The 11,922-nt window shown below is 52.5% G+C and carries 12 protein-coding genes and 1 pseudogene; 9 read left to right on the top strand and 4 right to left on the bottom strand.

Annotated features, from left to right (window positions below):
- From FDW94_RS23825 to rna, 6 genes and pseudogenes are all read left to right on the top strand, one after another.
- Positions 1-136: pseudogene (locus FDW94_RS23825) on the top strand (citrate lyase subunit beta); the annotation flags it as partial.
- Positions 137-145: 9 nt separating this feature from the next.
- Entirely contained in the window at positions 146-1,678 is a 1,533-nt protein-coding gene (gene citF, locus FDW94_RS03655; protein WP_137377150.1) for a citrate lyase subunit alpha, read from the top strand.
- A gap of 3 nt (positions 1,679-1,681) precedes the next feature.
- Entirely contained in the window at positions 1,682-2,236 is a 555-nt protein-coding gene (gene citX / locus FDW94_RS03650) for a citrate lyase holo-[acyl-carrier protein] synthase (protein ID WP_003831273.1), read from the top strand.
- Positions 2,205-3,110, top strand: coding sequence for a triphosphoribosyl-dephospho-CoA synthase CitG (citG, locus tag FDW94_RS03645; RefSeq protein ID WP_137377149.1), 906 nt, complete (start codon positions 2,205-2,207; stop codon positions 3,108-3,110). Before citX ends, citG begins: the two co-directional genes overlap by 32 nt.
- 25 nt (positions 3,111-3,135) lie before the next feature.
- The gene (gene citT, locus FDW94_RS03640) at positions 3,136-4,599 is read left to right on the top strand and encodes a citrate/succinate antiporter CitT (RefSeq protein ID WP_003831271.1); all 1,464 of its coding nucleotides are present in this window, start codon (positions 3,136-3,138) and stop codon (positions 4,597-4,599) included.
- A gap of 110 nt (positions 4,600-4,709) precedes the next feature.
- Positions 4,710-5,516, top strand: coding sequence for a ribonuclease I (gene rna, locus FDW94_RS03635; protein WP_048236469.1), 807 nt, complete (start codon positions 4,710-4,712; stop codon positions 5,514-5,516).
- A 41-nt stretch (positions 5,517-5,557) separates the two neighbouring features.
- Here rna and FDW94_RS03630 read toward each other — a convergent pair whose 3' ends face one another.
- Complete coding sequence (locus FDW94_RS03630; RefSeq protein ID WP_032942675.1) at positions 5,558-6,181, bottom strand: flavin reductase family protein; 624 nt, start codon at positions 6,179-6,181, stop codon at positions 5,558-5,560.
- 96 nt (positions 6,182-6,277) lie between these two features.
- Entirely contained in the window at positions 6,278-7,108 is an 831-nt protein-coding gene (locus tag FDW94_RS03625) for an alpha/beta hydrolase (protein ID WP_048235896.1), read from the bottom strand.
- A gap of 275 nt (positions 7,109-7,383) precedes the next feature.
- On the opposite strand from FDW94_RS03625, the gene rnk reads away from it, so the two are divergent.
- Positions 7,384-7,794: a nucleoside diphosphate kinase regulator gene (gene rnk, locus FDW94_RS03620; protein ID WP_003831264.1), complete on the top strand. Its 411-nt coding sequence runs from the start codon at positions 7,384-7,386 to the stop codon at positions 7,792-7,794.
- A gap of 183 nt (positions 7,795-7,977) precedes the next feature.
- Positions 7,978-8,406, top strand: coding sequence for a universal stress protein UspG (gene uspG, locus FDW94_RS03615; RefSeq protein ID WP_003022101.1), 429 nt, complete (start codon positions 7,978-7,980; stop codon positions 8,404-8,406).
- Between the two features lie 82 nt (positions 8,407-8,488).
- Here uspG and ahpF read toward each other — a convergent pair whose 3' ends face one another.
- A complete protein-coding gene (ahpF, locus tag FDW94_RS03610; RefSeq protein ID WP_020996553.1) occupies positions 8,489-10,054 on the bottom strand; it encodes an alkyl hydroperoxide reductase subunit F in 1,566 nt (521 codons plus the stop codon).
- 154 nt (positions 10,055-10,208) lie between these two features.
- Complete coding sequence (gene ahpC / locus FDW94_RS03605; RefSeq protein WP_002894394.1) at positions 10,209-10,772, bottom strand: alkyl hydroperoxide reductase subunit C; 564 nt, start codon at positions 10,770-10,772, stop codon at positions 10,209-10,211.
- Positions 10,773-11,146: 374 nt separating this feature from the next.
- On the opposite strand from ahpC, the gene dsbG reads away from it, so the two are divergent.
- Complete coding sequence (gene dsbG, locus FDW94_RS03600; RefSeq protein ID WP_048235899.1) at positions 11,147-11,893, top strand: thiol:disulfide interchange protein DsbG; 747 nt, start codon at positions 11,147-11,149, stop codon at positions 11,891-11,893.
- Positions 11,894-11,922 lie beyond the last annotated feature (29 nt).

Raw genomic sequence — 11,922 nt, 5'->3', positions numbered from 1 at the left:
GGAAGCCGCTGAAGCCGCTGCTCGCGAAGGTCGTGGCGTAGTTTCCCTGAACGGCAAAATGGTCGACAGCCCGGTTATCGAGCGCGCCCTTCTGGTTATCTCCCGTGCAGAACTTTCCGGCATTCGCGAAGAATAAGGCAAAAAAATGACGCAGAAAATCGAACAGTCTCAACGCCAGGATCGCGTGGCGACCTGGAGCCGTCATGCAGAAAGTGAGCTTTCCGCTTATCAGAGCACCGCAAAAGTAGAATTGCAGGCGCAAAAACCGCGCGACAAAAAGCTGTGCACTAACCTGGAAGACGCTATTCGTCGTTCAGGTTTACAGGATGGTATGACTATCTCTTTCCACCACGCTTTTCGTGGTGGCGATCTGACGATTAACCTGGTGATGGACGCCATCGCCAATATGGGCTTTAAAAATCTGACGCTGGCCTCCAGCTCTCTGAGCGACTGCCATGCTCCGCTGGTTGAGCACATCCGTCAGGGCGTGGTTAGCCGCATTTATACCTCCGGTCTGCGTGGCCCGCTGGCGGAAGAAATCTCACGTGGCCTGCTATCCGAACCGGTACAAATTCACTCCCACGGTGGCCGTGTGCACCTGGTGCAAAGTGGCGAGCTCAGCATTGATGTGGCGTTCCTCGGCGTGCCGTCCTGCGACCAGTTTGGCAACGCCAACGGTTATACCGGTAAAGCGTGCTGCGGCTCACTGGGCTATGCCCGCGTAGACGCCGAAAACGCGAAACAGGTTGTCCTGCTGACTGAACAGCTGCTGACCTATCCGCATAACCCGGCCAGCATTACGCAGGATCAGGTAGATCTGATCGTGCAGATCGATCAGGTCGGCGATGCGGACAAGATTGGTGCCGATGCGACCCGCATGACCACCAACCCGCGTGAACTGTTAATCGCCCGTAGCGCGGCTGAGGTCATTGCTAATTCCGGCTACTTCAACGAAGGCTTCTCACTGCAGACAGGAACCGGCGGCGCCTCTCTGGCCGTTACGCGTTTCCTGGAAGACAAAATGCGCAGCCGCGATATCCGTGCCGACTTCGCGCTGGGCGGCATTACCGCTACCATCGTTGACCTGCACGAAAAAGGCCTGATTCGCAAACTGCTGGACGTTCAGAGTTTTGACCGTAACGCCGCAGAATCGCTGGCCCGCAATCCAAACCACATTGAGATCAGTGCCAACCAGTATGCCAACTGGGGCTCAAAAGGCGCATCCGTCGATCGTCTGGACGTCGTGGTGCTCAGCGCGCTGGAAGTTGATACCAGCTTCAACGTTAACGTACTGACCGGTTCTGACGGCGTACTGCGCGGCGCATCCGGTGGTCACTGCGATACCGCGGTTGCCGCTGCGCTGTCTATCATCGTCGCGCCGCTGGTTCGCGGACGCATCCCGACCCTGGTTGATAACGTGCTGACCTGCGTAACCCCAGGCTCCAGCGTTGACATTCTGGTCACTGACCACGGTATCGCCGTCAACCCTACACGTCCGGAACTGGCAGAACGTCTGAAAGAAGCCGGTATGAAAGTGGTGTCCATTGAATGGCTGCGCGAACGTGCACAGCAGCTCACCGGTCAGCCACGCGCTATCGAATTCACTGACCGCGTGATTGCTGTTGTGCGTTACCGCGATGGTTCAGTGATTGACGTTGTGCATCAGGTGAAGGAATAAACCATGCACCTGCTCCCTGAATACGCCACCCAACACGCGGTTTCCATTCCCGAGCTGCTAGCCAGCCGCGATGAGAGACAGGCAAGGCAACAGGAGTGGCTGACACGCCACTCTGCGCCGCTGGTCTCGTTTACCGTCGTCGCACCGGGACCGATTAAAGACAGCGAATTAACCCGTCGTATCTTTAATCACGGCGTAACCGCCTTGCTCGCGTTGGCGAAACAATCCACCTGGATTGTCAGGGAGCAAACAGCGCTGGTTTCTGCCAGCGGTCCAGAAGGTCTTTTGTCTATTGAGGCTCCGGCCCACGACCTCAAGCTCGCCACAATTGAACTTGAGCATTCACACCCGCTGGGACGGCTATGGGATATCGATGTCCTGACCCCTGAAGGGGAAATTCTGTCCCGGCGTCATTTCGCACTCCCTGCCCGCCGCTGTCTGCTGTGCGAGCAAAGTGCTGCCGACTGTGCGCGGGGTAAAACCCACGCGCTTTCCGACTTACTCACTCAGATGGAGGCACTGCTGCATGATGCCGATTCCCGCAACATCAACCAATAACGCAGTCCTTCCTCTGGATCTGCCTGATGCTTACGCAACGCTTGCGTGGCGCGCCATGTTGACTGAAGTCAACCTGTCGCCCAAACCCGGTCTGGTAGATCGTATTAACAACGGCGCGCATAAAGATATGGCGTTGGAAGATTTTCATCGCAGCGCTGAAGCGATTCATTCATGGCTACCACGTTTTATTGAATATGGGGCGTTTAGCGCACAGCTGTCGCCTGAGGATGTATTGAAAGGACTGCGCCCGCTGGGCATGGCCTGCGAAGCCGATATGTTCCGCGCCACCGCCGGGGTGAACACCCATAAAGGGAGTATCTTTTCACTGGGACTGCTGTGCGCCGCCATTGGCCGCCTGCACCAGCTCCAACTCACTGTTACCGCTGAAACCATTTGCTCTACGGCAGCAACATTTTGCCGTGGCCTGACCGAGCGCGAACTGCGCCAGAACAATCAACAACTCACGGCTGGCCAACGTCTTTATCAGCAATTGGGATTAACCGGCGCACGGGGCGAAGCCGAAGCGGGATATCCGCTAGTCATCCAGCATGCCCTGCCGCACTACCGCGCACTGCTGACTCAGGGCCGCGACCCTGAACTGGCGTTACTCGACACATTATTGCTGCTGATGTCTATCAACGGCGACACCAACGTGGCTTCACGTGGCGGCGCAGAAGGTCTGCGTTGGCTACAGCAGCAGGCCACCGCCCTGATGCAGCAAGGGGGGATTCGTACCCCTGCCGATCTCGAATATCTACACCAGTTCGACCAACAGTGCATTGAACGCAACCTCAGTCCCGGAGGCTGCGCCGATCTGCTGATCGTCACCTGGTTCTTAGCTCAGATTTCACAAGTTCATCATTATCACAATTAAAGATCCTTTCCGGAGAATCACACACATGTCTTTAGCAAAAGATAAAATATGGAAGTTATTGGCCCCCCTGGTCGTCATGGGTGTCATGTTTCTTATCCCCGTCCCTGATGGAATGCCTCCACAGGCCTGGCACTACTTTGCCGTGTTTGTGGCGATGATCGTCGGTATGATCCTGGAGCCAATTCCGGCAACAGCGATCAGCTTTATCGCCGTAACGATCTGCGTTATCGGCAGCAACTATCTGCTGTTTGATGCTTCAGAACTGGCCGACCCGGCGTTTAAAGCGGGTAAGCAAGCGCTGAAATGGGGTCTGGCTGGCTTCTCCAGCACCACCGTGTGGTTGGTGTTTGGTGCGTTTATCTTCGCACTGGGTTATGAAGTCACCGGTCTGGGTCGTCGTATCGCGCTGTTCCTGGTGAAATTCATGGGTAAACGTACCCTGACGCTGGGCTATGCGATTGTTATCATCGACATTCTGCTGGCACCGTTTACTCCATCTAACACTGCGCGTACCGGTGGCACCGTATTCCCGGTTATCAAAAACCTGCCGCCGTTGTTTAAATCATTCCCGAACGATCCTTCCGCGCGCCGTATCGGTGGATATTTGATGTGGATGATGGTCATCAGTACCAGCCTGAGTTCCTCGATGTTCGTGACCGGCGCTGCGCCTAACGTGCTGGGTCTGGAATTCGTCAACAAAATTGCCGGTATTCAAATCAGCTGGTTGCAGTGGTTCCTCAGCTTCCTGCCGGTCGGTATTATTTTGCTGATCGTTGCTCCGTGGCTGTCATACGTTCTGTACAAACCAGAAGTTACTCACAGTGCTGAAGTTGCCGCTTGGGCCGGTGATGAACTGAAAGGCATGGGTAAACTGACCCGTAAAGAGATAACGCTGATCGGTCTGGTATTGCTCAGTCTGGGTCTGTGGGTCTTCGGTGGTAAACTGATTGATGCAACCGCAGTGGGCCTGCTGGCTGTTTCCCTGATGCTGGCGCTGCACGTTGTACCGTGGAAAGACATTACCCGTTATAACAGCGCATGGAACACTCTGGTTAACCTCGCCACGCTGGTCGTTATGGCGAATGGTTTAACCCGTTCAGGCTTCATCGACTGGTTCGCCAACACTATGAGCACGCACCTGGAAGGCTTCTCGCCTAACGCGACCGTGATCGTTCTGGTGCTGGTGTTCTACTTTGCTCACTACCTGTTTGCCAGCCTTTCCGCTCACACCGCCACCATGCTGCCGGTTATTCTGGCCGTCGGTAAAGGTATCCCGGGCGTGCCGATGGAACACCTGTGTATCCTGCTGGTACTGTCCATCGGTATCATGGGCTGTCTGACTCCATATGCAACAGGCCCAGGCGTTATCATCTACGGCTGTGGTTATGTGAAGTCCAAAGACTACTGGCGTCTGGGTGCTATTTTCGGCGTTATCTACATCGCTATGCTTCTGCTGGTCGGCTGGCCGATTCTGGCAATGTGGAGCTAATCATTCCCGTTCACGCTTGATGAAAATGATGCCAGTCAGCTAAACCTGACTGGCATTTTTTATGATTAAATAGATGATATTCAGAATTTATATAAGTGTCCGAAATCATCATGACATCAACATGGCGTTATTCTTCGTTGCTGGCAGCACTCCTGCTACCAGTTTCTGCAGCTCAGGCCGATGAACTTCAGGCAAAACAGTACGCTGATTTTGACAGCTACGTGCTGGCTCTCTCCTGGCAAACCGGATTTTGTCAGAGCCAACACGAGCGTAATCGTCAGGAGCCTGACGAATGTCGTTTGCAAAAAGAGAGCGCAGACAAAGCTGATTTCCTGACCGTTCACGGTTTATGGCCCAGCCTGCCTAAATCCATTGCTGCCCGTGGAGTAGACAATCGCCGTTGGATGCGTTTTGGCTGCGCGACTCGCCCTATTCCCAACCTGCCTGAAGCCCGCGCCAGCCGTAAATGCGCGGCCCCCGAAACCGGGCTGTCGCTGGAAAGCGCGGCAAAACTCAGCGCCGTAATGCCCGGCGCTGGAGGAAGATCCTGTCTGGAACGTTACGAGTATGCCAAACATGGCGCGTGTTTCGGTTTTGATCCCGACGCGTACTTCGGCACGATGGTGCGGCTGAATAATGAGGTTAAGGACAGCGAGGTGGGCAAATTCCTGGCGGAAAACTACGGCAAAACCGTCAGCCGTAACGCATTTGACGCCGCCGTTGCCAAAAGCTGGGGCAAAGAGAACGTCAAAGCTGTGAAGCTAAGCTGCCACGGCAATCCAGCGTATCTCACTGAGATCCAGTTATCCCTGAAAGCCGACAACATCAACCAGACGTTATCTGCCCAGTCATTCTTACCGCAACCGCATCCGGGTAGCTGCGGTAAACAGTTTATTATCGACAAAGTGGGATACTGAAACTTGCGACCGACGCTGCGAGCTGGCGTCGGTCCGTAAACTTAGCGTTTTGCACGGGCGTCCGGGCGAACTAAATCAAAACGATGTGTTTCACTGATCGAATAATATGCCGTTGGCCCACCTGCACGCAGTACCGGCTTCGCTTTCGCCGTCTGATAGATGCCGTCTTCCAGGAGCGTTTCATCTATGTGAATGCCTACCACTTCTCCCAACACCAGCCAGGTATCAACCGGTGAGCCATCAGCGGTAGTCAGTTGCAGGCTTTGCGATAAGCGACACTCAAAATTGACCGGGCTTTGCGCCACGCGCGGCACGTTGACTATCCGGCTATCTGCCTTGCTAAGCCCGGCGGCAAAAAACTCGTCCTCACCGTGCGGCAAGCTGGCTGACGTTTCGTTCATCGCAGTGGCCAGCTCAAGAGTCGTCAGGTTCCAGACAAATTCACCGGTTTCGATAATATTCTGCACGCTGTCTTTCCAGCCGCTGCTGGCGAAACCGATAATCGGCGGATGATAGTTAAAACAGTTAAAGAAACTGTATGGTGCCAGATTGTGCCGACCGTTGCTGTCACGCGACGCAATCCAGCCAATCGGGCGCGGTCCAATGATGGCATTTAGCGGATCATGCGGTAAGCCGTGTCCCTGTGACGGTTGATAGAAATACATAGCGTTCCCTGTTGAAGTTAACGTCAGCGCAGCACAAATTATGCTTCGCTCATCCCCCTGGAAAAAGAAGATCAGCGTAGAACAATCTGCCAACGATTACGACTGAATAAAGTTGAGCAGGTCACCGTTGATCTGTTGCTTATGGGTGGTGCAGATGCCATGCGAGCCGCCGACATATACCTTTAACTGCGAGTCCGGCAGCATTTCCGCCGCGACCTTTCCGCAGGTTTCAAACGGAACAATCTGATCGTCATCACCGTGGATCACCAGCGTCGGGATGGTCATCTTTTTGAGGTCTTCACGCAGATCTGTTTCCGAAAACGCGTGTATACAGTCGTACAACGCTTTGATGGAACCTTGTAAACCTTGTTCAACAAAACTTTCCCTGACGGCTTTCGACTCTTTTGCGCCAGGACGATTGTAGCCATAGAATGCAGCGGTCAGCTCATAGAAAAAGGCGGCGCGATCGTTCACAACCCCCTCACGGATGCCATCGAATACCTCTTTCGGCACGCCATTTGGGTTAAAGTCAGTCTTGATCATAATGGGCGTCACCGCGCCAATTAACACCGCTTTTGCCACCCGCTGCGTCCCATGCCGGCCAATATAACGAGCCACTTCCCCACCGCCGGTAGAGTGCCCAACATGTACGGCATCTTTAAGATTGAGATGCGCGGTAAGTTCAGCCAGGTCGTCAGCATACTGATCCATATGATGTCCATCCCAGGGTTGGGCCGAACGCCCATGTCCGCGCCTGTCATGGGCGATCACACGAAATCCTTTCGATCCAAGAAACAGCATCTGATCTTCAAACGCATCTGCCGTCAGCGGCCAACCGTGACTAAACACAATAGGTTGTCCACTTCCCCAGTCTTTAAAATGCAAATAGCTGCCGTCTTTCAAGGTAAGTTTGTCGTACTGGCTCATGAGATCTCCTGTCGCGGAACACTGAGTTGTTTGACGCGCCCGCAGCGAGCGCTTAAAAAGCATAATGCAAATTGGAGAACGATCACGTTTTTCGGCTAAAATCACACCATATGCGACAATGTTGATGATTTACCTGAATGTGAACTAAATCACTTCAAACATGGGGTAAGTCTCAGTATCATCATAAAAGCTAAACCCTTGCCGCCTGACGGTGAGGGTTTTCTTTTGGGATTATTTACCTGCGCACCCGCAGTATCGACGACATGGAGTAATAAATGTCCAGACCAACTATCATCATTAACGACCTCGATGCGGAACGCATTGACCGCCTGTTGGAGCAACCTGCGTTTGCTGGTTTACCGATTGCCGACGCCCTTAACGCCGAGCTGGATCGTGCCCAAATGTGTTCTCCAGAAACCATGCCGCACGATGTCGTGACCATGAACAGCCGCGTGAAATTCCGCAATCTGAGTGATGGCGAAGTCCGTGTGCGTACCCTGGTGTATCCGGCTACTATGACTGACAGCAACACACAGCTTTCGGTAATGGCACCTGTCGGCGCTGCACTTCTGGGGCTGCGCGTTGGTGATACCATTCACTGGGAACTGCCTGGCGGGACCTCAACACACCTCGAAGTTATCGAGCTTGAGTACCAGCCTGAAGCTGCAGGCGACTACCTGCGCTAACTCTGTCTTATCAAAGCCACTCGCTTTATCTTACAGGGGATGCATCCGCATCCTCTTTCCGGTTAGATCTCCCTGCTCCTCGCTTTCTTTCCTGTTCGCAAAACATAAATCTGTGTCGTGACTGACAGAATCATTTTTAATACTATGCTGTTATGTGTTCATGTAATGACAAGGAGAATGTTTATGTACAACACAATCATAATGCCAGTTGATGTATTCGAAATGGAACTGAGCGACAAGGCTATTCGCCATGCAGAATTTCTGGCCCAGGATAAAGGGGTTATCCATCTACTGCATGTGCTGCCAGGCTCAGCGAGCTTAAGCCTGCACCGCTTTGCAGCCGATGTCCGTCGTTTTGAAGAGCATCTGCAACACGAAGCGGAAACCCGTCTGCAAACGATGGTCGGTCACTTCAGCATCGATCCTTCCCGTATTAAGCAACACGTCCGCTTTGGCAGCGTACGTGACGTGGTCAACGAATTGGGTGAAGAGTTGAATGCGGATGTCGTTGTCATTGGGTCGCGTAACCCATCAATCAGCACCCATCTGCTCGGCTCTAACGCTTCCAGCGTTGTCCGTCACGCGACTTTGCCAGTGCTGGTTGTTCGTTAACAGCCACTGATTTGCTAAAGAAAACCCCTGCCAGGTTAACGCCTGACAGGGGTTTTTATAGTGCAGGTGAGTCTTACTTTTTTTATGCTACTGTCGTGCGAATCAGATAATCAAACGAACTCAACGAGGCCTTCGCGCCTTCACCGGTCGCGATGATAATCTGCTTATACGGTACGGTGGTGCAGTCACCGGCAGCGAAAACGCCTTTCACGCTGGTTTCGCACTTGGCATCGATGATGATTTCACCCATACGGTTACGTTCAACGGCGCCTTCCAGCCAGTTGGTGTTCGGCAGCAGACCAATCTGAACAAAGATACCGGCCAGTTCCACATTGTGAACATCGCCGCTCACACGGTCACGATACTCCAGGCCAGTAACTTTGCTGCCATCGCCTTTCACTTCTGTCGTTTGCGCATTCAGAATGATGTCGACGTTTTTCAGACTGCGAAGCTTATTTTGCAGCACCTGGTCGGCCTTCATTTCAGGAGCAAACTCCAGCAGCGTCACATGTTCAACAATACCTGCCAGGTCGATAGCCGCTTCAACGCCGGAGTTACCGCCGCCAATCACCGCAACACGCTTGCCTTTAAACAGCGGGCCATCACAGTGCGGGCAGTAGGTTACGCCTTTGGTGCGATACTGATCTTCACCCGGAACGTTCATGTTGCGCCATTTCGCGCCGGTGGCGATGATAATGCTACGTGCTTTCAGCACCGCACCGGAGGCCGTTTCAATCTGATGCAAACCGCCTTCCTGCGCTGCTGGAATGAGTTTGCTCGCGCTCTGGCTGTCAATCACATCGACATCATAATCATCAACGTGTGCTTTCAGCGCGCCTGCCAGTTTCTGACCTTCAGTTTTCGGTACTGAGATATAGTTTTCAATATCAACAGTATCAAGGACCTGACCGCCAAAACGTTCGCCCATCAGACCGGTGCGAATGCCTTTACGTGCAGAGTACACCGCTGCCGCCGCACCTGCAGGACCAGAACCGACAATCAATACGTCATAAGCATCGCGCTTATTCAGCTCTTCAGCCGCACGTTTTTCTGCGCCGGTATCCACTTTCGCCACGATCTCAGTCAGCGTCATACGCCCCTGACCGAACTCTTTGCCGTTCATAAATACCGCCGGAACGCCCATCACGTTACGATCGGTGATTTCGTTCTGGAATGTACCGCCGTCAATCGCCGTATGCTTGATACGTGGGTTCAACACCGCCATCAGGTTCAGCGCCTGCACCACGTCCGGGCAGTTATGGCAGGAAAGTGAATAATAGGTTTCAAATTCAAAATCACCGTCGAGATCGCGGATCTGCTCCAGCAACGTCTGCGCCTCTTTTGACGGATGACCACCGGTCCACAACAGCGCCAGCACCAGAGAGGTAAACTCATGACCCAGCGGAGAACCGGCAAAACGCGGTCCCTGGTGAGAACCGGGATTGGTAATCAGGAACGATGGCTTACGCACCGCCAGAGTATTGTCTTCTTTGAAGGTGACTTTTTCTGACAGTTCAGCAATTTCAGTCAGCAGTTCCTTGATTTCTGCCGATTTAGCGCTGTCATCCAGCGTCGCAATCAGCTCAACAGGTTTGGTCAGTTTCTCAAGGTAAGCCCTGAGCTGGGTTTTCATATTTGTGTCGAGCATTCTTCTTCCCTCTCTGAAAACATCATCATGCAAGCCGATTTTGCGGGACTGCATTAATGCAACTTGCGTCATGGTGCTGGAATGAAACAGGCGCAAATTTGCGCCTGTGGAATGCCGGATGCACTACGTTTATCCGGCCTACAAACTATGCGACTTAGATTTTACCAACCAGGTCCAGAGATGGCGCTAAGGTTGCTTCACCTTCTTTCCATTTTGCCGGGCAAACTTCACCTGGGTGGGAAGCGACGTACTGTGCTGCTTTGATTTTACGCAGCAGGTCAGACGCATCACGGCCGATACCTTCAGCAGTAACTTCGATTGCCTGGATGATACCCTGCGGGTCAACAACGAAGGTTGCGCGGTCAGCCAGACCTTCATCTTCACGCATGTTGTCGAAGTTACGGGTCAGGGCGCCAGTCGGGTCGCCGATCATCGCGTATTTGATTTTCGCGATGGTTTCAGAGCTGCTGTGCCATGCTTTGTGGGTGAAGTGGGTGTCGGTAGAAACGGAATACACATCTACGCCCAGTTTCTGCAGTTCTTCGTAATGGTCTGCAACGTCACCCAGCTCGGTCGGGCATACGAAAGTAAAGTCAGCCGGGTAGAAGAAGAAGACGCTCCAGCGACCTTCGGTATCTTTCTCGGTTACTTCGATGAACTCACCGTTTTTGAACGCCTGGTTTTTGAAAGGTTTAATTTTGGTATTAATCAAAGACATCTGTACTTCCTCCGTGTTTTCGTTGAGAGATAAGTTAACGAAAATCTCTTCGCAGGGCTAATGCGTTTCCTTTATCAAATCAATAAGCGTTAACTAACAACCCACTCAAACTCATGTTGTGAACCTAAAGATAAAAGTAAAAAAGGCCCCCTTTGCAGGGAGCCTCATTACCCGAGCTACCCGCAGGTAACGTCAGTGCCAGCAGGGCTGGCTATGTGTTGCGCTCTACATTACCTTAACAAAGGTCGTAACAGCGATGGGGATTACATCACCCAACTAAAGAAAGGGCAATCGACAGACCGTCGATCTTACCTATGGCTGTGATAGGTTTTGCAATTAAGCCCACTTTCCTGCTGATTTTATAAGGAAAATCAATGTTTAAACGCACCTTACTCTTAACTCTTCTCCCCGCTATCGTGCACGCAGAGGAGCTCCCTGCCCCTGTTAAAGCCATTGAGAAACAGGGAATTACGATCCTGAAGCCCTTCGACGCACCGGGTGGAATGAAAGGCTATCTGGGAAAATACCAGGACATGGGGGTCACTATCTATGTCACGCCTGACGGTAAACATGCCATCTCCGGCTACATGTATAATGAAAAAGGAGAAAACCTCAGTAATGCGCTCATAGAAAAAGAGATCTATGCCCCTGCCGGACGTGAGATGTGGCAGCGAATGGAAAAAGCGTCGTGGATTCTGGACGGGAAAAAAGAAGCCCCGGTCATCGTTTACGTGTTTGCCGATCCCTTCTGTCCTTATTGCAAACAGTTCTGGCAGCAGGCGCGCCCATGGGTAGATTCCGGTAAAGTTCAGCTGCGTACGCTGCTGGTTGGCGTGATCAAGCCCGAAAGCCCGGCAACTGCTGCTGCGATCCTGGCATCCAAAGATCCGGCCAAAACCTGGCATGACTATGAAGCATCCGGCGGGAAAATGAAGCTGGAAATCCCGGCTTCAGTCCATCCAGAACAGATGAAAGTACTGAATATCAACCAAAAACTCATGGATGATTTAGGTGCTAATGTGACGCCCGCGATCTACTACATGAGCAAAGACGATACGTTACAACAGGAAGTGGGATTACCCGATAAAGATAAATTAAATATTATTATGGGAAATAAATAAAGGTAACAGAATGAGTGATTGTTATGGTT

Source organism: Citrobacter sp. wls757 (genome assembly GCF_005280935.1).
Taxonomy (GTDB): Bacteria; Pseudomonadota; Gammaproteobacteria; order Enterobacterales; family Enterobacteriaceae; genus Citrobacter; species Citrobacter portucalensis.
This window is presented reverse-complemented; position numbering and strand designations above follow the sequence as displayed.

Bases quoted from the DNA above. Each gene is read 5' to 3' on its own strand.
- citG (WP_137377149.1), top strand. From the start codon at position 2,205: ATGATGCCGATTCCCGCAACATCAACCAATAACGCAGTCCTTCCTCTG.
- ahpC (WP_002894394.1), bottom strand. From the start codon at position 10,772: ATGTCTTTGATTAATACCAAAATTAAACCTTTCAAAAACCAGGCGTTC.
- rna (WP_048236469.1), top strand. From the start codon at position 4,710: ATGACATCAACATGGCGTTATTCTTCGTTGCTGGCAGCACTCCTGCTA.
- uspG (WP_003022101.1), top strand. From the start codon at position 7,978: ATGTACAACACAATCATAATGCCAGTTGATGTATTCGAAATGGAACTG.
- dsbG (WP_048235899.1), top strand. From the start codon at position 11,147: ATGTTTAAACGCACCTTACTCTTAACTCTTCTCCCCGCTATCGTGCAC.
- rnk (WP_003831264.1), top strand. From the start codon at position 7,384: ATGTCCAGACCAACTATCATCATTAACGACCTCGATGCGGAACGCATT.
- citX (WP_003831273.1), top strand. From the start codon at position 1,682: ATGCACCTGCTCCCTGAATACGCCACCCAACACGCGGTTTCCATTCCC.
- citF (WP_137377150.1), top strand. From the start codon at position 146: ATGACGCAGAAAATCGAACAGTCTCAACGCCAGGATCGCGTGGCGACC.
- FDW94_RS03630 (WP_032942675.1), bottom strand. From the start codon at position 6,181: ATGTATTTCTATCAACCGTCACAGGGACACGGCTTACCGCATGATCCG.
- FDW94_RS03625 (WP_048235896.1), bottom strand. From the start codon at position 7,108: ATGAGCCAGTACGACAAACTTACCTTGAAAGACGGCAGCTATTTGCAT.
- citT (WP_003831271.1), top strand. From the start codon at position 3,136: ATGTCTTTAGCAAAAGATAAAATATGGAAGTTATTGGCCCCCCTGGTC.
- ahpF (WP_020996553.1), bottom strand. From the start codon at position 10,054: ATGCTCGACACAAATATGAAAACCCAGCTCAGGGCTTACCTTGAGAAA.